This is a genomic window from Youngiibacter fragilis 232.1 (genome assembly GCF_000495435.3).
Lineage (GTDB): Bacteria > Bacillota > Clostridia > Clostridiales > Clostridiaceae > Youngiibacter > Youngiibacter fragilis.
The window spans coordinates 1-23563 of sequence record NZ_AXUN02000168.1; the positions used below are offsets into that span (position 1 = coordinate 1).

Here is a 23563-nt window from a genome sequence, read left to right on the forward strand (position 1 = left end):
AGATGTTCCAGGGTACTAGTGTCATTCCCACCGCATTTTTTGCCATCGCGATCGGTGAATATCCCACCAGACCGTCGAAGCCAAGTCCTGGTATATGCAAAACATCCTGTTTTCGGAGGACCACTGTTCCGTAGTCCTTGAAGTTTGGATTCTCGTCCGAGGTTCGAGCATAGGTATAAAAAATCTCACCACTTTTATCCCTGCTAACACTCACCTTGTTTGGTAAGAGAGGATATAGCCCAAGCACCCTTCCAGCGCCGTCACGTATGACCTGTACATAGGCATTCCCCCAGATGAGCAAATGGCTCATTAGCGTTTCTCTAAACACAAATGACGTCATTTCACTGTTTGGTTCATCGTGGAGGATGTGATAAAGCGGATGGTCATAGACCCTTTCCTTTCCTCCCTCTTTGTAGCGGTAAATATGAAGCGGCAGAGAAGCCAAAGCCTCTGACAGAATCCGCACACATGAATAAACCGCCGTAGTTTGCATGGCTGTAAACTCATTTACGCTCTTTCCGCTTGTGGTAGGTCCGAATAAAAAGGTGTAATTCGAGCCAGTATAATAGTCACTAGGCTTGTCTCTTGCCTTGAAAATCTTTGAAATAATAGGTATATTCATTGGCTGCACCTCCAAATAAGCTCTTGTTCTTTAAAGTTTCTATAAAAAAAGAAGCCCGCGATCGTTATACACAGACTCCTCTCTATTGTCGCTACCGCATCGTAACGCGCGATCTAATGCCATTATCGTTGCGACAGCTCCGTCAATTTTTTCTGTACTCTTCTCTTTGTCCGGTTTGATGTTCCCGGCAGGATCGGTTCGGATAAAGATATTGTCCATCATCCATCGGAGAACAGGATGCCCTCCATGAGCCAGCTTTTCTTCCAGCGTCAGTTTCATGAGCTCCTTTGTCGGTGGAGACATGTCTTTAAATCCCTGGCCGAAAGGAACAACTACAAAACCCATGCCTTCAAGATTCTGAACCATTTGTACAGCTCCCCACCGATCAAAGGCAATTTCTCTAATGTTGTATTTCTCTCCAAGTTTCTCTATGAATGCTTCAATAAAACCATAGTGAACAACATTACCATCTGTGGTCTTCAGGAATCCTTGTTTCTCCCAAATGTCATATGGCACATGATCGCGCCGTACACGCAGATCAATATTTTCTTCTGGCATCCAGAAGTAAGGCAGAACGATATACTTGTCGTCCTCTTCTTCTGGTGGGAAAACCAGTACAAATGCTGTGATATCCGTTGTACTGGAAAGATCGAGTCCGCCATAGCAAACGCGTCCAGCAAGCGAATCGGGATCGGTTGTGAATGAGCACTTATCCCATTTATCCATAGGCATCCATCTAATCGCCTGCTTGACCCATTGATTGAGTCGTAGCTGCCTGAAGCTGTTTTCCTCTGCAGGATTTTGTTTAGCACTCTCACAGGCTGTCCGCACCTTATCAATACCCACTGTAATTCCAAGCGAGGGATTTGCCTTTTTCCACACCTTTGGGTCGGTCCAGTCATCCAATTCATCCGCTCCAAAAATTATGGGATAAAAGGTCGGATCAAATTTTCTACCATCAAGAAGATCTTGTGCTTTTTGATGAATCTCATAACATATGCTGTTCGTATCGTTACCGGCTGTGGTGATAAGAAAATACAGTGGCTGCATTCTTGCGTCACCACTTCCTTTGGTCATAACATCAAAAAGCTTTCTGTTAGGCTGTGTATGGAGCTCATCGAATACTACGCCGTGGGTGTTGAATCCATGTTTGTTTGAAACATCTGCCGAAAGCACCTGATAAATACTCCCAGTAGGCAAATATATTAATCGCTTTTGCGAATCAAGGATTTTCACTCGCTTTGATAGTGCCGGGCATAGTCTCACCATGTCAGCCGCCACATTAAAGACGATAGATGCCTGGTTACGATCCGCAGCGCAGCCGTAAACCTCAGCTCGTTCTTCACCGTCACCGCAGGTAAGAAGAAGTGCCACAGCAGCTGCAAGCTCCGACTTGCCCATCTTTTTAGGTATCTCAACATAAGCTGTGTTAAACTGCCGATACCCGTTTGATTTGATGGTCCCGAATACATCGCGGATGATTTGTTCCTGCCAGTCAATGAGCTCAAATGCTTTTCCTGCCCATGTCCCCTTTGTATGTGATAAGCACTCTATAAATCCGACCGCGTAGTCAGCTAATGTTTTGTCATAATGGCTATCTTTGCTCATAAATCTGGTCGGTTTGTATTTCTTCAGCTTTCGTATACGCGGTCACCTCCTTCAATTTATAGACGACAAAAGAAGCCCCGGAAGGCTTCTTGTATGTCATTTCTTGTATTTTATAGTTCGCCGGTGAGAATAAAGTGGCTGTATTTCTCTTTATGTTCCTCAAGGAATGTCACAAGCTCAAAGTATCCTCGCTCATAAGCCATCCGCTGAACCATTGGGGTATCGAACATATTGGTTTCACCGGACTCTCTTATAACTAAAATCTGTCTTATTATCCGATCTTTCGGGCTTTCTGTACCAGGATAGTAGGCTGCATAGCGTGCGTAATCGTAGCCTTCGCTTTCAACCAGTATACCTTCATCAGTTCCTCTAGCTTTGACCAGAATACAGTGCCATACCTTATCGGTATCCATGAACATCTTATCAACGCGCTGGGCTATGAAGTCATGGTCATCAAGGAGGCTCTCGGAAAATGCTTTGAACTCTTCTGGCTCAAGCTCTACCACTTCCTCGATAGCAAATTGACTGCCGCTCTCTTTTTCGTAACCCTTCAAGTCATCTATTGTACTGGCTTTTCTAACAAAATATGCCTTCACTGTTTTTCCTCCTCACATGAATCTTTGACTATTTCACATGAATCTTCGCCATAAGCTACACCGAGGCTTGAACCGCAGTCCCAGGAAACATGAATGGTCCCGATATCATCAACTCCAGTTACTGTGCCTGTCTCACCAAGACTTAGTTTGGTGTAGGGATCATTCATTCGAAGCAACTTCACTCTCGTTCCCCGTGTGTACTTTGTTTTAAGCTGCAGAAGTCTTTCTGGAGAAATGATACGCATTTTATTCAACCTCCTTTTGTTTGGCTTCACCGCTTTTGAAAGCCGAGCTTCCTGTCAGTTTAGAAAGTAGGATTTTGCGCTCGTCCTTATACTGATCCCCGATGAAACCGAGTCTTAGCAGGAAGCATCGGAAAGCATATTTTTCATTTTCGATTACCCTAGCCTTTGTAGTGACACGTTTTTGTTCCCTTGCCAGTTCTGCCAAGGAGCAGATGAAGTGTGAGTATGCTTTGATTTCCTCAGGTGTTACCTGGAATGGGAACCATAGGAAGCTCACTCGTTCATCCGTAACTTCAAGCGGCAGTTCCTCAAGCTGAAGAGCTTTCTTGATAAGTTCGCCTTTGCTTTCCAGGAGCTGCTTTAAATTTTCAAGGCTTCTGTCTGTGAATGTAGTTCTTGGCAATTCGATAACAAGTCCTTCAATTGGGACTGTAGGTTGCTCAGCTTTTTCAGGCTCATCTGTTAAACTTTCTACTGGAATTGTTTCTGTAATTTCCGCTTCAAAATCATGCTCTGCGAGTCTTTCAATAAGTAGCTCAAGTTTACTTATGTCCGCACCGTCTTCGAAGATGAGCTCTCCATCTTTGCTGAGGGTGTAGTTGCCGACCCGGTATGCGCAGGAAGGAACACCTAAGTATTTTGCTGAAGAACCTGTAATTTCACTTATGAGTTGGACCAGACGTTTGCGTTCAGCACCGATAACGTTAAAGTTGATTGTCATGATATTGACCTCCTTTTTTCTTGGTATCACATATATCACTCTAAAAGCACAATATATCAAGCCATAATCGAGAAATTTATGTACCAGTTGAGCCGGAGGAAACTATGATTTATCATCCGATTTATCGTACTTCATATCATAAAAATGAGCGACCTCTGGGAAACTTTCCTCGAAATCGCTCAAATATTTAAAACAGGCGCTGGCAATGCCGTTTAGCTCCGCAAACTCCCGCAGGCTTTTCATTTTGTAGAAACTCGGCTGATTGCACCAACGTGCTATGGTGATATACAATCCTCGGTACGGGCTTTCGGAGTATCGGGCGAAGCGCATTACATACGGGAGACACCGGTTTCGCATCAGAATTTCGATGCGGGTAAACAGGTCAAATATGTCCTGGCGCCAGAAGGTTAAGTCCCATCGCTCTGTTCGGTCAAAGCCGCAGAAGCAGTAGAACTTCATAACTTCATTAGTGTAACGGCGGGCGAGCTTAATCTTTTGTTCAATTAGTTCTGCGTCTGCCACGTTGTCAAAGGCGAAAATGTAATCGCCGTCGTACTTGCTACCGAACAGCGTCGCGCATTTTTCGTCGGTGAGCAGACGCTCGTCGAGACCCTGTTTAAATTGGAAGGGTCTGCCGGTCTCTTGAAGCTCACTCAGCAGGCGCTGCCAGTCAGAACAACCAAAGAAGTTATCATCCAGCAGGCATATCTTCTTTCGATCGCTATCGATGAACTCCGATAGCGGACTGTGAAACCGCACCCGGTCATAGTTCTGGTTTACACAGAAGCCACATTTGCGAAAGCAGCCACGAGTCAGGAAACCGATTGAGTAATCAGTGTAATAGGAAAAGTTTCTCGCTTTCTTTCCTGCGGCAATTTGCTCCGCCACCCAGCTATCATAAAAATGGTAGTCAGGCATCTGGTGCTCGACCACTTCCGGCAGTGCAGGCGCTTTGTCATAGAAAAAGCCGGTACCGCCGTAGCTAACATTTGGCAGCTTCAAAGCGGAATCCGGCACTGGAGTGTCCATGAAAACTTTAGATATATATATATGGTCGAAAACATCCAAGCCACCGTAGTCAGTTTTGAGCACCACCTCATCACCGAGCATCTTGTGGTGGTGCGAGAGTTTCATACAAGCGAGATTCGGAAAGCGATGACGTTTGCGTCCGATCAGATCTGCGTCAAGAATTCCTATCAACACTGGCGGACACCTCCGCATAAGAGTAGAGCACATCGTCGCGCTGCACAGAAACCTTGTCAGCAGTGCCAACCTGCTCGATAAATCGCTTTACGATAACATCACAAAACTTCTCATCGAGTTCGATGGTGTGACATATGCGGTCAGTCTGTTCACAGGCAATCAAGGTTGAGCCCGAGCCACCAAATGGATCGAGAACAATGCAGCCCGTCATGCTTGAATTAGTGATCGGGTTTGCAATCAAGGCTACGGGCTTCATAGTTGGGTGGTCACCGTTTTTCTTGGGTTTATCAAATTCCCAGATGGTCGATTGCTTGCGGTCTGAGTACCACATATGCTTGCCTTTTTTCTTCCATCCGAAGAGCACCGGCTCGTGCTGCCACTGGTATGGGGATCTACCAAGAACGAGGCTCTGTTTCTTCCAGATGCATGTACCCGAGAGATAAAAGCCAGCATCCGAGAAGGCCTTTCTGAAATTCAGACCTTCAGTGTCTGCATGGAACACATAAATAGAGGCGTCCTGTGCCATAACCTCTTCCATGCTTTTGAATGCATCAAAGAGGAAGGTGTAGAACGCTTCATTGCCCATATTATCATTTTTGATTTTGCCAGCTGATCCTTCGTAATTGACATTGTATGGGGGATCTGTGACTATCAGATTTGCTTTCTTTCCATCCATCAGGACTTTATAGGTCTCAGGCTTAGTGCTGTCACCACAAACTAGACGATGATTTCCTAACATCCAAACATCGCCTGACTGAGTTAGTGCCGGCTTTTTCAGCTCTGCATCAACATCGAAATCATCTTCTTGGATATCGTCGTCGTTTGTCAGAAGCTTGTTGAGTTCAGCCGGATCAAATCCTAGCAGTTCAACATTAAACTCCATGCCCTGAAGACTTTCAATCTCTAACCTTAAAAGTTCTTCATCCCACCCTGCATCCTCTGCATAACGGTTGTCAGCGATGATATATGCTTTTTTCTGAGCTTCAGTCAAGTAGTCTACAAACACACATGGGACCTCTGAAAACCCTTCTTCCTTGGCGGCAATCAGACGACCATGTCCAGCAATCACACTGTAATCCCGGTCGACAATGATGGGATTGACGAAGCCAAACTCCCTAAGGCTAGATCGAAGCTTGGTGATCTGTGCAGGAGAATGAGTCCTTGCGTTATTTATATATGGTACCAGTTCCTGGATAGGTACCAGCTTCATATCACTGGTTGTCTTGCTCAAATCGCATCACCGCCTCTTTAAGTTCTTTATACTTTCTGACATCCTCCCAAGGGTACAAGCAGGATGAAAAATGACCATACACCGCTGTTTCCTTATAACGAGGGAACCGCAGATCAAGTGTTTCAATAATTGCTGCCGGACGAAGGCACCATACTTCCTTGATCGCTTCGCGAAGTATCGCGTCAGAAACTGTTCCTGTTCCAAACGTATCAACTTCGACCGATACGGGATCAGCCTTTCCAATGGCATAGGCAATATTGACTTGGCAGCGCTTAGCAAACTCACACCAGACGATATGCTTGGCAATGTTCCTGGCCATGTAAGCTGCGGACCGGTCAACCTTTGTTGGGTCTTTCCCACAGAAGGCACCGCCACCATGGGCTGCAAGTCCGCCATAGGTATCGACCATCAACTTTCTGCCAGTCAGCCCGGTATCAGCCGAAGGCCCTCCTTCAACAAACCTGCCGGAAGGATTAATAAGGACTTCCGTCTCTTCATCAAAAGGAAAATCCTCAAAGCACTTCCACAGTACGTGGGAATAAATATCCCGGCTTAGCTCCTCAGACTCTTTCGTCGCGTCATGTTGGATTGATATGATGATTGTTTTAATGCGCTTTGGCTTTCCATCTTCATACTCCACGGTGATCTGCGCTTTGCCATCTGGCTTGATGCCCTTGATAAGTCCATCGTGACGAACCTGATCAAGTCGTTTTGTAATACGGTTTGCTAAAACCGCTGGAAGCGGGAGCATCTGCCTTGTTTCATTGGTAGCATAACCGTACATCGTCCCTTGGTCTCCGGCACCTAAGGTGTTATACCAGGAAGTGTCGCCACTTCTTGATTCCAGGGCATTTCCTACTCCATTTGCGATGTCCCGACTCTGTTTGTGCACGTAAACAAAAATGAGATACTTCCACGGATTGTATCCAACCTTCCGCAGTGTATCTCTCACAATCATTCGAATATCGATTTTACCGCTACAGGTGATTTCGCCCGCCACGATTATCTTACCTTTTGTAGCCATTACCTCGCAGGCCACGCGAGAGCCGCGGTCTTTCCACAAACAGGCGTCCAAAACACTATCTGCGATGAGATCACAGAGCTTGTCTGGATGCCCTTCGCACACACTTTCTGCTGTTAAGAATTTATTCTCCATATCATTTTCCTTTCCGGGCGCTTAGTAGGCGCTCCATTAAATCATCTTGTGGTGTATAGTTCGAGCAATCAGTAAGGCTGTTCTCACGAACGATTGCGAAAATTTGAGCCCATAAACTATAGGTTTGTTTAGAGAAGGATTGCGCCATGCTCACGTAAGGTGAAGCAATCGGTGCACCTGTTGTTGGGTGCTTTGCCAGAAGACCATATTCAGAAATAGCCTGTTCACACTGAATCCAGCGAGCAGCGCTCATAGAGTATTGCTCAATCTGCTGCTTGGGCACCAGATGACTGCATTTGTGTTTTATAAGCCATCCCCAGGTGTCTGTGTAGATCTCATTGGCTATCAAGGGATGCCCATTCTTTTGGGAAGCCGACAACCAATCAGCGGGCTTTGGCATTTCTGACCCTGTCTCAGAGTCACCTTCAGGCAAAGGTACAATTTGAAGATTGCGCGATTTTCCATCCTGTATTTTATCCGCTAAAGCCTTTCGCGGCCTGCCACCTACACCTGGCTGCGGACCTCTTTTACCCATGTATTCACCTCCGATCTGAATGAGGGGGTTAATACCCCCAAAACTTATGAAAAAATTCACACGACACCCTACGCCCGTTCCCCAGCAAAAGAGCCCCAGAGATTTGATCCCCCCTACCGGTCGTGCCAGCGGTCGCCATCACGAGCTGTGATGGATGAATGGCAAGGCGTACAAAGAGCTTTGAGGTTCGATTCATCATGATTACCTCCGCGTGCGAGCGGAAGGATGTGATGCACCTCGGTAGCCGGTGTCATTTTCCTATTCTTTACACACTCTTCACAGAGCGGTTGCGATTCAATGTATCTGTCACGTATGCGCTTCCATGCCCGTCCATATCGCTTTCGGGTTACCGGATCACGATCGTACTTCTCATAGCGGGAGGCCTCCTGCTTGGCGTGCTTTTCACAAAACCGGTTCTCTGTCAGCTCAGGACAACCGGGATGAGAGCATGGTCGTTTTGGTTTTCTCGGCATAAAACACCTCCTTTAGGGCATAAAGAAAGCCCTCGCGGTATTTTCCACGAAGGCTCTTTGCAGCTTTCCATAATACTATTCTAGTACGGTTTTTTGTAAATTGCGTCCGCTATTTGTCCACTCCTAAATTCCATATAGGAGTAGTGTCAGCTGACGCAGAGCATCTTCCTTTTTCTTGTACACCCAGGAACGTTCAATATGTAGCTGTTCACTTACATTTAGAATTGCCTCCGTCTTTGTAATATCTCGGACAAAGAATTCATTCAGGATAAATTGCGAATCCTCATCGAGATTCTCCCAAGCGGGCTTGAACCATTTCATGTACTCCAAGGCCTGTCTATAACGTTCCTTCAACACATCAATCTCATCAATACCAAAAACCAGACGGTCCTCTATCGCTTTAGGATTGTGAGCGTTGGGCATTCCGGTTGGAACCGAACTCCTCGGTGATTCTATCTTTTCATGAATGGTAGCGATGTCTTCATCAGTATGCTCAATTATATATTCCATGTTGCTGTAATCCTTGAGCGCATTGATCGCTGCCATCTTTTTATCTAGGTAATGCCAAACTATATTCATCGCATCGAACCTCCTTTGAATGTTGCTTTAACTGCATCGATAAGGGCTGACTGGGTGTTGTCCTTATCTTTCAATGCTTTCATCACTTTCTCATCTATCGTATCCTTGGCGATAAGATGATGAATAACTACTGTTTCTCTTTGACCTTGTCGCCATAGTCTGGCATTGGTTTGTTGATAGAGCTCCAGACTCCAAGTCAACCCGAACCATATTAGGGTTGAGCCGCCAGCTTGAAGGTTCAGACCATGACCGGCAGACGCCGGGTGTATGACTGCAATCGGAATTTCACCGTTATTCCATCTTTTTATGGAATCAGATCCGTCTAAGGTTTCGACAGCAAATCTTTCTTTGATCCGGGCAAGATCGTGTCTAAACCAATATGCAATAAGGACAGGTTTGCCATTGGCGGCTTCGATCAAGTCCTCTAAGGCTTCCAGCTTTCGGTCATGTATATGAATAGCAGCTCCTTCATCATCATAAACCGCTCCATTAGCCATTTGCAGAAGTTTCCCCGACAGTGCAGCGGCATTAGCTGCTGTTATCTCTTCACCTTTAATCATTGCAACAAGATCCCGCTTCATAGTATCGACTGTATCCATTTCTTTTTCAGATAACCTGACAGAAATCTCGTTCATGACCAGCTCCGGCAATTTAAGATAATCGGAACCCTTCATGCTGATGGTGATGTCAGAAATCATCTGGTAGATCGTTTCTTCAGCTCCTGGTTTTGGTTTATAGGAAAATATAATCTGTTGATTGCGTTTATCAGGGCTAAAGTAGTCTTCACGATATTTCCCTATAAAACGCCCAAGGCGCTGCCCCATATCCAGCAGTCGATATTCAGCCCAGAGATCCATTAGTCCATTTGAGGAAGGAGTACCTGTAAGACCCACAACCCTTTTGACTAAAGGTCTGATTTTCAAAAGGCTTTTGAACCGCTTTGCCTGATGCGACTTAAAGGATGACAGCTCATCGATTACTACCATGTCATAGTCAAAAGGAATCCCACTCCGAGAAATAAGCCATTCAACATTCTCACGATTGATAATGTAAACTTGAGCTTGCTGCCGCAGGGCTGATTTCCTTTGTTCTTCGGAGCCTACAGCAACTGTGTATCTAAGTCCATTCAAATGATCCCATTTTTCAATCTCGGTTGGCCACGTATCCCTTGCTACTCTCAGCGGTGCAATGACCAGGACCTTTCGAATCATAAAGCTATCCAGTGTGAGATCAAAAATGGCAGTCAGTGCAATGACACTCTTGCCTAAGCCCATGTCCAACAAAATGGCTGCAATCGGATGAGTAAGGATATAATCAGTCACATATTCTTGATATTTATGAGGACTGTATTTCATTAAGTATCCCTCCAATCTGCTCCTTCTGGTCTATGCAGAATACTAAAAATCCAAGTGCTTCTAACTGTCTTTTTCGCTTTTCCTGGAGTGGGCGCATTGTTTTACCAGGAGCTTTCACTTCAATAAAGGCCATCTTCCCTCCAGGTAGAAGCACCAACCGATCCGGCATTCCATCAAGACCGGGTGATGTGAACTTTAATGCGAGGCCACTTTTATCTTTCGTTTCTCTTACCAATTTTTGTTCAATAATTTTTTCTCTCATATATCCTCCATGTTCCTCAAATCCAAAAAGACTCTATACGCGCGCAAACGTGCGTCTGCAGGTGTTGTATCTTCTTTTCTTATAGAATTATTTTTAATAATGATTTTAGGAACACTGGTACACTTGCCATTTCGCCCCCTGCTTTTTCAGGGGCTGACGCCCGTTCCGATGTGATGTACCGAAATGCATTTGTGGGTTCATCGGAACGAGTCATGTCAGTTCCCAAAGAGGTGGTGTTCCCAATGTTCCAAACTTCATCATGGGTTGGGAACATACAGCCACTGTGGCCCATAAATCGGGATTCGCTCTTTTTTCACCAGACCACTCCAGCCACCGATCCCCGCCATGATCGTTGAGATCTCATTTCCGTCAAGCCTTCGCATGTTAGCACGATCTTTTCCGAAACACTCACACCAGATTTCCATGTTGGAAACCGATGTTCGCTTTCGTACTCCGACACGATGGCTATCTCCGAACTCTGAACCACTTATGAAGTTTCGACGCTCAAAGGTGTCCATGCTATTCCAGTCCTCTGGCAAAAGGGTGTCAAGGTAATCGCGCACAAGCCCTTCACGCTCATCGGATTCCATGGCTTCCCGTTGTTCATCTTTGGCGAGCTTTTCAAGACTCGCGTCAAGGTACAGTTTTTCACCAGCCTTGGTGTATACCAATGTCTCAGCCCATATTTGCAATACTTCTTCTTGTGTAAGCTGCCAAGAATGTTTTCTTCCGTTACCGGGAGTTTTTATGGGCCAGAAGCGTCGATTGCCCGTAGTGTCCCTCAAGTATCCCTTCTCTGCATTTGTGGTTCCGAAAAAGACACATTGCCTCAAGTGAGGAGTTGCCCTTCGTCCAAAGCTGGCACGATAGATGTCGTTCTGGCGTGATAGAAAGCTTCTCAGCGTTTCCACTTCCGCTTTTTTCAGCCCGGCTAGTTCTCCGATCTCAAGTATCCAATAGCCCTGCAGCTTCTCAGCGGCGGTTTTGTCCTTTGTATCTGAAAGGCTCAGCGAGTCAGAAAACCACTCACCTCCTAGTTTGGCTATGAGCGTGCTTTTCCCAACGCCCTGCGGACCATTCAGAACCAGCATGGAATCAAACTTACAGCCTGGATTCATAACACGGGCTATGGCTGCACAAAGAGTCTTTCGGGTTATAGATCTCACATAGGGATTGTCAGAAGCCCCGAGATAATCGATCAGTAAAGTGTCAACGCGATGTATTTCATCCCACTCAGGTAATGAATCAATGAACTCTCGGATCGGATGATAGGAACGGTCGTCAGTCACCTTTGCTACCGCGATGTCATAATTACGGGCAGAGAAAGTACCATAGTGGGTATCGATGTAACTGACAAGCTGCGCATCATCTGCATCTCTCCAAAACCTTGAAGGATGTGTCCAGGGAACGTCGCCTTTGATTTCCAGATTGTCAGAGAGCTGATTGAACACAATACCTTTTAGGTTCAGATCATTTTCGATTATGAGCGTGAGGTTTCTTAGTGTGTTTTTTACAACACCTGTCTTTTCTAGTTCAAGCTGCTTCTGCCAATCTTCATCTTCAAACTCGCTTTCAGCCTGCGTCCTACGCTCCTCTGCAAATTGTTCCTTCACACGTTCATCTTTTATTGCTAAATCGGACATTGCTTTGTAGGATGGATGTTTGCTTGGCGGTGTATCTTCAGCAACCTTATCATCTAAATCACGGAATCTATGGACACGAACAAGGTCAAAAGCATTGAGGAGCTTCCCGCAGGCAGGATCAGTGGCATGGTGGCTGTATGCGAATTTCACGTCATAGATCACTAGTCCGGCTGAAGAGTCTGCAGGGGTATAATCATAGCGGCCATTCATTGCACTTGGTTCATATATTTCCTTCAGGAAGGTATCGATGGCTTCTTCAATGGTATAAGCTCTGCAAAATGCACCGACAACACCTTCCTTGGAAAGTGGATCTGCCTGTTGGGTTATCTTTCGCTGGACCACCTCCGACTGCCGAGATGATACCGGCCACGTAGATGTATCGCGCCAATCAGCGTATTTGGAAAGATACAAATCGGGATCAAGCAAATCTCCGTCTATTTCTTTGAATACAAACTCTCCATCGGAGGGTGTAGATGGCCAATACATCAGCCTTGATGGTTCATAGGTGGTGTCGTCGAACAGATCGATTCCTATTTCCTTTGCCACCATGCGCCCCAGTGCCGGATATTCATCTTCACTGACTTCACGTGCTAATGGAATAAGTAGTCTGAGCCTTGGAGCATTAGGTGTATTTTTATGAGTTGAGTAGATGCAGCATTTAAAATCGTGCAGAGTTTCAATCTGGTCCCAGATTCCTGGCTTTGCATAGTCCATATCTAGAGTCAGCATAGAACGACTTAAGACAAATCCATTTCGACGCTTACCTTCACGAAGAGCACCTCCAACAAAACCACCTACATCTTTTATGGAGTCTTGTTTGGCACGACTCAACTTGCGAAACTCGGATACCGTTTCTGTAGTCCGTATGGTTGTCATAACTCGGGCGGTAAAATCCTCCCAAGTTATGTCTTTGTTCTTCCATTTCTTATCCATACGGCTGTTACCAAACGCTATTTTCATATTTTCTGCACCTCCTTACAGTTTTCGGTGAAGTATCTGATGGTCATACGATGCTTCGTTGCTTTATCGATTTCGGTCCTCATCCCGCTTGAAATATGACTTCCAAACACCCATAGCTCATTACACTTTCTAAGCCAGACCATGCCGAAGAATAATCCCAATTTCCTTTCATCCGGATCATGATCATCCATTACCTGCGGGTAAAGCAGATGAGGAGCGAAGGGTATCGCTCCTTTATCCACCGCAAATCTTAAGTATTTTCTGGCATTCTCAAGATTGATTTTTATATCTCCGGCAAAGGGTGAGCATATGAACACGCAAGGTCTATGGCTTTTCGCTTTTTCTTCTCGTTCTAAATTACCCAGAGCTTCTGCGGCTGTTGGATCTGGGTAGCCTTCTGCGTTGTACTTGTCCATGGCTACACCACCTCGAAACTTGATTCTTGCTCGATCAGCGGGAATATGCCATGTGATTTCAGCAGTTCATAGATGAACAAACGTCCCTTTTGAGTCCAGTAAGTATGAACCTTTGAGTGCATGCTGCCGTCACCGCCTGGATAGCTATGAGTCTTGGTTGCGGTATATCCATGCTGAGCATGTTTCTGATAAAGAAGCCAGATATTACCCTGACGGAATTGGACCCCCAGATCATGAAGATACTCATTAAGCCAGCGACCAGATTTTCCATAATCCTTAGCAATCGCGGTGATGGCCACAGCATCCTTACAGTTTAGGACCACATCGTAATAGCTTGCCTTAGGCTGCATTTCAGCAATCTGTTGTTCCTGAATGCTGATGTTTGCAACCAGAGCAGCATTTCTTGTCCGCTCTGCTTTAAGTTCCTGCAAAGCCCTGATCCAGAGGTCTGGGTTTGCAAGCAGCTCATCCGCCGCATAGAGTCCATGTTTTCGGATAGACGGCAGCACTTCATGGGTAACCCAGCGCTTGAACTTCTTAGCTTCCGGTTTTCGGGAAACCAAGATTATGTTATACAGACCACTTTCATTGATAATGGATACTTCTTGCCTTCCTCCAAGGGTGTCGATAATGTCGACTCCCTTTTCATCGTTATCCAGGCGTGCCATAACATCACGACTGTTCCCGATTTCAAGCACTGAACACACATCTTTCAGAACCCACCAAGGGTCTCCATTCTTCAAAACTGTTCTGACCGTACTTCCCTCGTAGTTAAATTTTTTTAAATCGTTCATTGTGAACCTCCTGCTATAGTTGTAAGGCGGCATAGACTGCCCTCAGCTATATGCAAAAAAAGAGAGGGCTTCGAACCCCCTCAAATTAATCTTTTTTATATTATCCTCAGGTTTGCATTATCCTCAACTTTGTCAAGAGTGGCCTATTTGTAGTAATCCTCTGTATAAATGTTGTTGATAATATTTAGATGCATATCCAATGTAGTGACTATTTTTCAACAATTGAAGTGTAAAAGATATATATTAAATTAGTTATAATGATACCGTAACTCTGGTTAATGAGCTGATACGGTCGAGGAACCAATCTGGGAAAACAACTAGGATGAATTTGCAAAAGACTGTGATATTAGATAAATAGCAACTTTATTATCCTCTGCTTTTGTGAAACAAACATTGTATAATACACCATTTTTGTAATAGTTGATGATAACGTAAACCTGAGGATAATATAAAAAATCCTGAATTCAGGATTTTTTATAAAAATTACATTCATAACCATCAGCGCGGAGCAAAAGGCCTTTAGCCCAAGGCGGTGTTTCTCCCATAATGGAGCAGACACCTTGAACTGATGTTTCAACCGGTGCCTCTATTACCGCTTCGTCGTGGACATGCATCACAATCTTATGGCCTGCCTGGTCCAAACACCGCATAGCATAACAGAGAATATCTCTGGCAATTGCCTGCACGATGTTTTCCACGAATTTGGGACCATAGCTATCGATGCGTTCCCATTTCTTCGTCGAACCCACACCTTCATAAGTCACCGACTCGCTGCCAAAGCTGTTAACTCCCATTCGAGGTTTCACATAAGTAAGCTGTCTGCCTGACGGAAGCCTAATAAGCAGCATTCCACTGCAGTATTCAAACTGGATGCTGTGTGTTTCCGTTCTGGTTTTCTCTTTGACAGCTGTCTTCACTGAACTATCGACATCCCACCAAAGCCTTACAATGTTAGGGTTAGCGTTTCGCCATGCAGATACAAGTGGCTTTAATTCTTCCTCGGAAAGGCCCATATCGAGTGCTCCCATCGCCTTCAGCGCACCTGCAGATCCACCGTAGCCCAGAGCCAATTCCGCAATTTTACCTTTCTGCCGCAGTGGACTTCCTTTTGTAATTTCTTCAATAGGAACTCGGAACATCTGCGCTGCTGAGGCTTCATAAATCTTGCCATGTGTAGCAAACACATCATTTCTCCATGATTCGCCCGCCAACCATGCAATAACCCTTGCTTCAATGGCACTAAAATCTGCAACGATGAATTTGCATCCTTCCTTAGGTACAAAGGCAGTCCGGATAAGCTCAGATAAGACGACAGGGATTGAATCGTAAAGTACCTCCATGGCATCAAACTGTCCTGCTCGAACAAGGCTGCGTGCTTGCTCCAGGTCCAGCAGATGGTTCTGCGGGAGGTTTTGAACCTGAATCAAACGCCCAGCGAATCTCCCTGTTCTATTGGCACCATAAAACTGCAAAAGCCCACGAGCACGACCATCGGAGCAGACAGCATTTTTCATTGCTGTGTATTTCTTGACGCTGGACTTGGCGAGTGCCTGTCTTAGCTCCAGAACTCGGCTTAATCTTTCCGGTGCGGTCTGTAATAGCTCTTTCACCGATGCTTTATCCAAGCTTTCAGTTTCCAGACCGTTTTCTGCAAGCCATGCTTTCATCTGAGCGACTGAGTTTGGATTCTCCAGATCTGTCAGATCACGCATTGCCCCAGTGAGTTGTGCTTTTGATTTCTCATCACACTTTATTGCTTGTTCTACAAGCTCCATGTCCAACTGGATACCGCTGTCATTGATCTGCTGGTCCAAGATGTAATTCTGCCACTCGTCCTCCGGCATGGGGAACTTCTCAAGTCGCGACTGTATCGCCATCTCGGCTTCGACGTCGCGGATATTATAGGCTTTGAACCTCGCCCATTTATCTGCTGCATGTTCCGGCAGGTTTCTCAAGCGACCACAATTTGCCTGAGTGGGTTTGCATGGAATTGAAAAGTACCGGATCAAGTCTTTACCTTCTGTCAATTTCTGCTTGTCAGCTCCTGTGACCAGCGCTGCACCTTCCAGAGATAAAGGCAAACCGAGGTAAGCAGACCATGCCATCGTGCAACGCCAAGAATCAGGCTTCAGCCATCTGTCAAAATATCGGGACAAGCAGACCCTCTCAAACTGAGCATTGAATGCCCATTTTGTAACGCTCTCATCGAAGATCGCATTTCTTATGCTTTCCGGTAGCATTTCACCACTCGCAAGATCGATCACCTGAACTGGTCCGCTATCGGTACTATAACTAAAAAGCAGAATCTCAAAATCAGGAGCTTCTGTATAGCGATAGACCCCGCTTTTAGCGAGGTCCACACTACTATATGTTTCTATATCTATATTGAGCTTTATCATGATAAGAAATCATCATCTACATCTGTGCTAAAATCGTCAGCGGCATTTGTTCTGCCACCCAGCGGTTCACCATCACGGATTTTCTGGATATTGCCGAGGCCACAGGCGATTCCTTTATTACCATTGGAGTTGAAAGCATAGAAATTGATGCTAACCCTCGCATAGATGCCGGAGTAAACCTCAGAGCGATCAAGAATAGGATTGACGTTTTTATCGACGACCTGTGGTGCAGTATTGCTATTAGCGTTGATGAAGTAGCTGTCGGCATAGGCTTCATCATCAGGACGATCGATGTCTCCATCCCTGAGGGGAAGCTTGATCGCAGCCTTGTTCGGAACCTTGCCTCCAAATTTGCCTTTGCCCTCTTCTATGGCTGCATCGATTGCTCCATTGATTGCAGAGAGCGTCTTCACATCGCTTTTGGGGATGATCAGGCTTACACTGAATTTTTCAGCTCCACCATTGATAGATTTGGGTTCCCATACATTGGCGTAGGACAAGCGGACGATACCGGTAATTACTTTTGTAGGGCTCTTTCCAGGATTGGAATTTGTTTTATTTGCTGTGTTTGACATAATATTAAACCTCCATAAAATCATTTTTTGCTGTTGATGTATTTATTTCCGGACGCTTATCCGATACAGGAACCAGCGTCGGTTTCCCCGTTGGCTTGATGACCAGGCTTCCAAGGATTTCATTGAATTTGGGTTTGCCCATCAGCTTTTCCATTTCGGTAATGGTGATGAGACTCTGCTTGTAGATATCGCGATATCCGGCTTCTTTCGCCGTCTCAGCGACAGCTTCATCGTCAGTGTACTTGCGGTTGGATCGGCCTTCGACCACCTTGTATCCCGGCCAGTGTTTGCCATGATTCACAGCCGTATCTGTGGCATAGGCCATAATTTCATTAGCCCAGTTGGTCAGATCGCCGATTGATGAAAGTATCTCTGCGATTTCTTCATCAGAAAGCAAAGGCGGCAAGGCAAATTCGAACGCAGCAAGTTTCATTTTGGATTCTGCTCTAGCCCGGCACTTTACTGCTGCCCTACAGAATTGACACCACTCGCCGGGGCAATACCGACCATCCCCTGCAAAAGCCAGCTCTGCTATAGGCTTGAGAATTTCCTCCGCCCACTGATACAGGCTTTCCTTAAAAACCGTGAACGTACTGACATTTTCCCGGCGGGGTTGGTAAATAGTCATGGCCACTGTGTTGATGTCGTATATGCCATCGAAAAGTTCTAGTGCACCTAATGCATAGAGCTTCATCTGAGGATTGTCCTCTGCGTTCACAAGAACGCCCTGTCCATACTTGAAGTCAATAATATGAAGTGTTCCATCGGCTATAATCAAACTGTCGCCAGTGCCAAACCCGTCAGGCACATATTTGGTGAAGTCCAACCTCTGCTCAATCAACACGAGCGGGTCATTGCAGGACTGCTTTGCCTGATCGATGATTTCAAGGATAAACTCCACATAACCATCGGTATAGGAATCCATCTCATCGGAATCGAATGTGGAAACTGGCTTCTTGGACCTCATTTTCAACGCTCGACGAAGCTTGTGCTCACAGAGTTCATGTGCCGCTGTTCCTTCAGCTGCAGCAGATCCGCTTTTGTCATCAAACTCAAGCTCCAGCCTTGCCGATGGAGTACAATTCATCCACCGATGCGCCCCGGATGCTGAGAGTATAGCGTGCTTACTCATTTCAGCCCCTCCGCATCCGCAAGAAGCGCGGCATACTTTACCGGATCAATTTCACTAAGCTTCGATGCGCCATACTTCAAAAGGAGTGCTCGTACTTCAGTCGTGAAGCCTTCATGGCTCTTTCCAGCCAGAACCGCTCGTACTTCTTCAAGAGTTACTTTCTTCACTTCAGGTTCTTTTTCTGGCTCAGGCATCTCTGACTGCTGAGTTTCTGCTGACTCGTTTTCCATGATTGCTTCAGCTACTGCCTGAACGCTGTCAGCTAATGAACGTAGATCCGACACCACATCTAGAAGAAGTTTAATTTTGCTCATTCTCCGCACCTCCTTCCCTGATCTCTTTGATCTCCACCGTATTCACTGAATCTCCGGGGGTGATCACAATAAGGCTTACCTTTTCGCCGAACAGCAGATTGAGCAGTTTACTGCGGATCGTCTGTCTGCTGCTTTGCAAAACTGGACTTCGTATACCTCCGGGTTTTGCCACATTGATCGTTACCTTGTGCTTAAGGCTCATTTTCTGTCTCCTTTCCGGAGGGACAATTTCCTGCCCCTCATCGATATGCGAAAAAGAGGGTTCTTTCGAACCCCCCTATTTAGAAGAAATATTTCTTAAGTTTTTCTTGAATCTTTTTAAGGCGATTACGAATGGCCGCTTCTGTCACACCTTCTTCTGCGGCAATATCTGTGTTGGTGCGCTTGTCCAGATACACCTTCTTAAAAAGCTCTTTCTGTTGAGGCAATAAGCACTCCATAGCTGCGGTCAGCTTGTCCAGATAGGCTTGATGTTCTTGTTCCTCTTCATTGGTTATGTATAACGCCTCTGGATTTACGCTATCATCAGCGAGATATTTGTTGCGGTCATCTGCGGCTTCGCTCTCACCATCTTTATAAGCATCTAAGTGTGCAGGTACACGGTATTCATACCGACGCTGCTCGTCCACTTCCGTGTCGTCCATCGTATGCAACAGCTCGATGTCAGCTTCTGTGACACCATTTTCTCCGGGTGTAATCACGATCTTTGTGCCCTCTGAAGTGTAGTAAATGTAATTAATACGGCTCTTTTGGCTGGTCTTAAAATTTCTTGACATAGTTTTGGCTCCTTTGGTTTTCAAAATTTGGCTTTGAAAAATCCGCAGGAGCCGAATCGATCCGTAGAACGAAAAAGACGGCCAGGATAGTCCTCTGATATGAGAACTAATCCTGGCCGTCGTGCAGCTCTGCGGATTTTATATTCAGTTGATTAATGCCTTATGCTGCGCAGACACCGCTTTCTACATGAAAAGCAGAATCATTTAATCGAGTGACTAATGTCACAACACCTTCACGTTCAATCCTCAACGTTCCTCCAACAGGAATTTGAGTACTGGTTTTGCATCGTTTATATGCAACTTCAACAAGACCTGTGGTTGCGTCTCCCTTACAAGCAATACGACCATTACAATCGCGAATCTCTTCCATGGATTGTCCTCCTTTTCATCGAGTATGGCTTGTCTGACCATCTATTTAAATTTTACTGATTCGGACACGGTAAGTCCTCGGCCACAACTCCGCTGACACTCCGCTGTAACTCAGCAATTTCCATTTCTTTTTTTTGCAAAACATAAACTCAGCGTTTGCTGAGTCAGAATCAGCACATTTAGATTTCTGATTGAAATTCGCTTAGTAATTTGCTAAAATAGTAAAGACACGTCTTTTAATACCGTCCAGTAGTGCTTGGAGGCGATAAAATGGCATTTAGTTATAACAAACTTTGGAAACTTTTAATTGATAAAAAGATGATGAAAAAAGATTTAATGGCGAAGACGAATTTGACATCGACAACGATGGCGAAAATGAGTAAAGACTTGCCAGTAAGCATGGATGTGTTAGCCAGAATCTGTAAGGCACTTGATGTCAACATTGGCGATATTGTTGACTACGTCAACGACGATAATCCAACTATCTAAATTCATTGAAAGGGGGCGCAATCTATGAAAAAGCTGTGCTTTGGCACTTATGCAACAATTTTGAAGCTTTGCAAGGCAAAAAGCGTTACACAAAAGTGGTTGTGTGGTACCGTACTGCTTTCTGTTGCGCCTAGTTATGACGTTCGTACCGATGACGGCACTACTTCAGATTTGATACTTGGCAAAAAAAATCTATCGCCCAATGTGACTGATTTTGCTCCGACAGCAGATGCTCGTACTACCTCAAATTACTTTAAGCAGAACATCCTTCCCTTGTTGGATGGCAACAAAAAGAGCCTCATCGTTCTTGCCTTGAAGGATATTATTGCTTCTGACAATACAATCGAGCCCGACACAATTGTCGAAAAAGTGAATGGCATGACAAAGGAAACTATTGCAAGACGTGATGCTTTTGTTTTAGATGACTTTCTCGCAGGAATTTTTCTTTATACGGTAGTCAATGTTGAAAACCGAAATTGCGAAGAAAGTGTAAAAGAGATAACCGAAGAATATATACAATTCTTTGACGCCCAAAAAACGAGCATAAGCTTCCTTACGGCATATAGTAAATTCTCTATAGAAACCGCCGATGAAATTGCAATTGACACTCGCTCTTTGGTGTTACTAACAGAAACGGGCGGTAAATGTCAAAAATGCGGTAGACTTTTGGGCATAAAAAAAGAAGGCAACGACGTTAACTACGCTAAGGTCGTTCACCTTTCCGAAACTGAGGACATTATATTATGTGTTGACTGTGAACGCGAAATACAAAGTGCCTCCGAAGAAGATAAATTGGCTTTGCTTTCAGATAAGCATGACCTGGAAATTCTTATGGTAGCAAGAGATGCAATGTCACGGTACACGTTAGAAAAACAAATTGAAGATGTGCTTCGTGAAGTCCACTTGATGGATGTAACAAATGATACACGACTCAGAATTAAGCCTGTCAAGGTTGAGAATAAAATCACTGAAAAGCGTTTGAAAGAACGAATACTTCTAGATGTCAGGCAGTTGTATGAAGGCGTCAATAATTCATTAGATCGATTGTCCGGAGAAAACAAACTGAATGTTGACACATTTGCCAAGAACGTTAAGCGAATGTATGAGGATGCTGCTGAAACCCTTACATCCCAAAGCGATATCTACAACCTGCTTGCTGAAACATTGTTTGAAAAAAATGGCTATAAATATAGGGAGGCCTGCCAGATAATAATCTCCTATTTCGTGCAAAGATGTGAGGTGTTCGATGAGATTACCAAATAAAGTTACAAACTATTCAAACAGCGTCATTGGCCGCTTTCCAGATATTTTAGAGGCCTTGACACAGCGGGATATGTCCCCTAAAGAGCTGTATGAGCTAACCACGTCAGGCAAAAAAAATATGGGCGATTTTCTAAACGCTTTAGACTGCCTGTTCGCATTGGGAAAAATTGAACTAATCGAGGAAGGGAGGGTGCTGCGCTATGTTGACCGAAATTCAATGCAATAAATTTTCGCTAGAACACCAAACCATCCACTTTAAGTCGGGCCTTAACACAGTTTTAGGCAGTGCCGGTGGTAGTAATGCCATCGGCAAGTCAACATTTCTATGGATTATTGACTATGCATTCGGTGGCGAAAGCTACTACTCCCTGTCGAATGATATTAAAAAGGAAATAGGTCCACATACCATCTATTTCACTTTCCAGTTTGAAGGACAACTACATTATTTCTACCGAAGCACCGATGATCCTAAATATGTATATCGTTGTGATAAAGATCACCATTTTATTACAAAATTGACGCTGGACGAATTTCAAAGATTTCTTTTTCAGGAATACAAAGTTGAACTTCCAGCACTCACATTTTCAGAAATCACAGAGCGTTATTTCCGTATCTATGGACGTGAAAACACACTAGAAAAGTATCCTCTACTAATAAAGCCTCGTGAACAGGATGAAAAGGCCGTCGATTTTCTGATGAAACTATTCGGTCATTATAAAATCCTCGCTGCCATAAAGAGCATGGAGGAAGAACTCGGCATCAAATCCTCTCAGCTTAAATCGCGCCAACGCCAGAAGGTAGACATCGAGAAAATCGAAATGAATAAGAAGTCTATAGATTCATTGAAAATAAGACTCCAAAAGTTAATGAAAAACAGTGAAGAAGCCCAATTAGCAATGTTTGGGTTTGACACACAGACATTTGAACGAATAACTGCTGCTCAAAAAGAGTTGAACAGTTTCATCCGCAAGCGCAATCGTCTCCAGTCGCAGCTTAATGCTATTAAGAGCAATATCACTGAAAGCAACCCTGAAACCGCCAGTGAATTTGATTCCTTGGTGCATTTCTTTCCGAATGCTGATCTAAAAGCGTTCGAGGAAATTGAATATTTTCACAAGAAAATCAGGGAAATCCTTGGTCAAGAGATGGATCAGGAAATCGAACGTTTGCAACCACTTATTGATCATTGCGACAGAGAAATCAAAAGGCTGTATCAAAAGATCGAGGAGTCTGGTTTGGCAAAGGAGATGTCGGAACGAGTGCTCTCTCAGTGCGTCAACGTGTCAAAAAGCATTGATAGGCTTGAAGATGAAACAGCTGAGTTAATTCACCAGAAAGAATTGCAGGAAGCCCGCGCCGAATCAGAGCACAGGCTACTAAAACTGCTGCAACAACAAACCGAAAAACTGGAACAGATACAAGACGACATTAATATGCGCATGGAAATAATAAACGGTGTAGTTACCGAGCAACATGAAACTGCGCCTCTTCTGCAAATCACTCCTCAAAAGGAAATAATCTTTGAAACGCCCAGCAACACCAGTGAAGGTACTGCGTTCAAGAGCCTTGTGGTATACGATTTGAGCATACTTGAACTGTGTCCAATTCCTGCACTTATTCATGATTCCAATATTCTCAAGCGTATTGAGGATACACATTTAGAACATATATTGGAACGTTATCAGGATAGTGGGCGACAGATTTTCATTGCATTTGATAAAGCTGATTCTATAGCTGAGAAGGCACGCAAGATTTTAGAAGGCACAGCAATTTTGCGTTTGTCGGACGGAAACGAACTTTTTGGTCGTTCGTGGAGCAAATACGAATCGAATGATTAAACATAGGAG

27 protein-coding genes are annotated in these 23563 nt (G+C 44.8%); 4 read left to right on the plus strand and 23 right to left on the minus strand.

The window, feature by feature from the left end; translation table 11 throughout:
- The 23 genes from T472_RS08355 to T472_RS08460 all read right to left on the minus strand — a co-directional run.
- A partial coding sequence (locus T472_RS08355) for a phage portal protein (RefSeq protein WP_040907141.1) occupies positions 1-622 on the minus strand: 622 nt, incomplete at its 3' end.
- Positions 623-661: 39 nt separating this feature from the next.
- Positions 662-2266: a terminase TerL endonuclease subunit gene (locus T472_RS08360; RefSeq protein ID WP_040907143.1), complete on the minus strand. Its 1605-nt coding sequence runs from the start codon at positions 2264-2266 to the stop codon at positions 662-664.
- Between the two features lie 74 nt (positions 2267-2340).
- A complete protein-coding gene (locus tag T472_RS20685; RefSeq protein ID WP_439334305.1) occupies positions 2341-2826 on the minus strand; it encodes a DUF5049 domain-containing protein in 486 nt (161 codons plus the stop codon).
- Positions 2823-3071: a DUF4314 domain-containing protein gene (locus tag T472_RS08370; RefSeq protein WP_023388417.1), complete on the minus strand. Its 249-nt coding sequence runs from the start codon at positions 3069-3071 to the stop codon at positions 2823-2825. The genes T472_RS20685 and T472_RS08370 overlap by 4 nt, the downstream gene beginning before the upstream one ends.
- Position 3072: 1 nt before the next feature.
- Complete coding sequence (locus tag T472_RS08375; protein ID WP_023388418.1) at positions 3073-3792, minus strand: hypothetical protein; 720 nt, start codon at positions 3790-3792, stop codon at positions 3073-3075.
- 102 nt (positions 3793-3894) lie between these two features.
- Positions 3895-4995, minus strand: coding sequence for a radical SAM protein (locus T472_RS08380; protein ID WP_023388419.1), 1101 nt, complete (start codon positions 4993-4995; stop codon positions 3895-3897).
- Entirely contained in the window at positions 4976-6205 is a 1230-nt protein-coding gene (locus tag T472_RS08385) for a site-specific DNA-methyltransferase (protein WP_052011785.1), read from the minus strand. The genes T472_RS08380 and T472_RS08385 overlap by 20 nt, the downstream gene beginning before the upstream one ends.
- Position 6206: 1 nt before the next feature.
- The gene (gene metK / locus T472_RS08390) at positions 6207-7382 is read right to left on the minus strand and encodes a methionine adenosyltransferase (RefSeq protein ID WP_023863535.1); all 1176 of its coding nucleotides are present in this window, start codon (positions 7380-7382) and stop codon (positions 6207-6209) included.
- A gap of 1 nt (position 7383) precedes the next feature.
- A complete protein-coding gene (locus tag T472_RS08395; protein WP_023388566.1) occupies positions 7384-7917 on the minus strand; it encodes a terminase in 534 nt (177 codons plus the stop codon).
- Positions 7918-8030: 113 nt separating this feature from the next.
- On the minus strand, positions 8031-8390 hold the full coding sequence (locus T472_RS19325) for an HNH endonuclease (RefSeq protein ID WP_023388565.1): 360 nt from the start codon (positions 8388-8390) through the stop codon (positions 8031-8033).
- Between the two features lie 123 nt (positions 8391-8513).
- Positions 8514-8969, minus strand: a complete 456-nt coding sequence (locus tag T472_RS08400) for a hypothetical protein (protein ID WP_023388564.1) — start codon at positions 8967-8969, stop codon at positions 8514-8516.
- Positions 8966-10324 (minus strand): DEAD/DEAH box helicase, encoded by a 1359-nt coding sequence (locus tag T472_RS08405; protein ID WP_023388563.1) that lies wholly within the window; start codon positions 10322-10324, stop codon positions 8966-8968. Before T472_RS08405 ends, T472_RS08400 begins: the two co-directional genes overlap by 4 nt.
- On the minus strand, positions 10305-10586 hold the full coding sequence (locus T472_RS08410; protein WP_023388562.1) for a VRR-NUC domain-containing protein: 282 nt from the start codon (positions 10584-10586) through the stop codon (positions 10305-10307). Before T472_RS08410 ends, T472_RS08405 begins: the two co-directional genes overlap by 20 nt.
- A gap of 257 nt (positions 10587-10843) precedes the next feature.
- Positions 10844-13189, minus strand: a complete 2346-nt coding sequence (locus T472_RS08415) for a virulence-associated E family protein (RefSeq protein WP_023388561.1) — start codon at positions 13187-13189, stop codon at positions 10844-10846.
- A complete protein-coding gene (locus T472_RS08420) occupies positions 13186-13605 on the minus strand; it encodes a DUF7768 domain-containing protein (protein WP_023388560.1) in 420 nt (139 codons plus the stop codon). The genes T472_RS08415 and T472_RS08420 overlap by 4 nt, the downstream gene beginning before the upstream one ends.
- A gap of 2 nt (positions 13606-13607) precedes the next feature.
- On the minus strand, positions 13608-14399 hold the full coding sequence (locus T472_RS08425; protein WP_023388559.1) for a phage antirepressor: 792 nt from the start codon (positions 14397-14399) through the stop codon (positions 13608-13610).
- A gap of 464 nt (positions 14400-14863) precedes the next feature.
- Positions 14864-16798, minus strand: a complete 1935-nt coding sequence (locus T472_RS08430) for a DNA polymerase (protein ID WP_023388558.1) — start codon at positions 16796-16798, stop codon at positions 14864-14866.
- Positions 16795-17373, minus strand: coding sequence for a DUF2815 family protein (locus T472_RS08435; protein ID WP_023388557.1), 579 nt, complete (start codon positions 17371-17373; stop codon positions 16795-16797). The genes T472_RS08430 and T472_RS08435 overlap by 4 nt, the downstream gene beginning before the upstream one ends.
- 4 nt (positions 17374-17377) lie before the next feature.
- A complete protein-coding gene (locus T472_RS08440) occupies positions 17378-18505 on the minus strand; it encodes a DUF2800 domain-containing protein (RefSeq protein ID WP_023388556.1) in 1128 nt (375 codons plus the stop codon).
- Complete coding sequence (locus tag T472_RS08445) at positions 18502-18819, minus strand: hypothetical protein (protein WP_023388555.1); 318 nt, start codon at positions 18817-18819, stop codon at positions 18502-18504. Before T472_RS08445 ends, T472_RS08440 begins: the two co-directional genes overlap by 4 nt.
- The gene (locus T472_RS08450; protein ID WP_023388554.1) at positions 18806-19021 is read right to left on the minus strand and encodes a hypothetical protein; all 216 of its coding nucleotides are present in this window, start codon (positions 19019-19021) and stop codon (positions 18806-18808) included. The genes T472_RS08445 and T472_RS08450 overlap by 14 nt, the downstream gene beginning before the upstream one ends.
- Positions 19022-19100: 79 nt before the next feature.
- Positions 19101-19595: an RNA polymerase sigma factor gene (locus tag T472_RS08455; RefSeq protein ID WP_023388553.1), complete on the minus strand. Its 495-nt coding sequence runs from the start codon at positions 19593-19595 to the stop codon at positions 19101-19103.
- 160 nt (positions 19596-19755) lie between these two features.
- Positions 19756-19965: a hypothetical protein gene (locus tag T472_RS08460; RefSeq protein ID WP_023388552.1), complete on the minus strand. Its 210-nt coding sequence runs from the start codon at positions 19963-19965 to the stop codon at positions 19756-19758.
- 269 nt (positions 19966-20234) lie between these two features.
- Between T472_RS08460 and T472_RS08465 the strand changes: the two genes are divergently transcribed.
- Genes T472_RS08465 through T472_RS08480 form a run of 4 tightly spaced genes read left to right on the plus strand, consistent with a single transcriptional unit; the run spans position 20235 to position 23554 of the window.
- Positions 20235-20453 (plus strand): helix-turn-helix domain-containing protein, encoded by a 219-nt coding sequence (locus T472_RS08465; protein ID WP_023388551.1) that lies wholly within the window; start codon positions 20235-20237, stop codon positions 20451-20453.
- A 24-nt stretch (positions 20454-20477) separates the two neighbouring features.
- Positions 20478-21716, plus strand: a complete 1239-nt coding sequence (locus tag T472_RS08470; RefSeq protein WP_023388550.1) for an ABC-three component system protein — start codon at positions 20478-20480, stop codon at positions 21714-21716.
- Positions 21700-21942 carry an ABC-three component system middle component 7 gene (locus tag T472_RS08475; RefSeq protein ID WP_023388549.1) on the plus strand — a complete coding sequence of 81 codons (243 nt, stop codon included), beginning with the start codon at positions 21700-21702 and terminating at the stop codon, positions 21940-21942. The genes T472_RS08470 and T472_RS08475 overlap by 17 nt, the downstream gene beginning before the upstream one ends.
- Positions 21917-23554 (plus strand): DUF2326 domain-containing protein, encoded by a 1638-nt coding sequence (locus T472_RS08480; RefSeq protein ID WP_023388548.1) that lies wholly within the window; start codon positions 21917-21919, stop codon positions 23552-23554. Before T472_RS08475 ends, T472_RS08480 begins: the two co-directional genes overlap by 26 nt.
- Positions 23555-23563 lie beyond the last annotated feature (9 nt).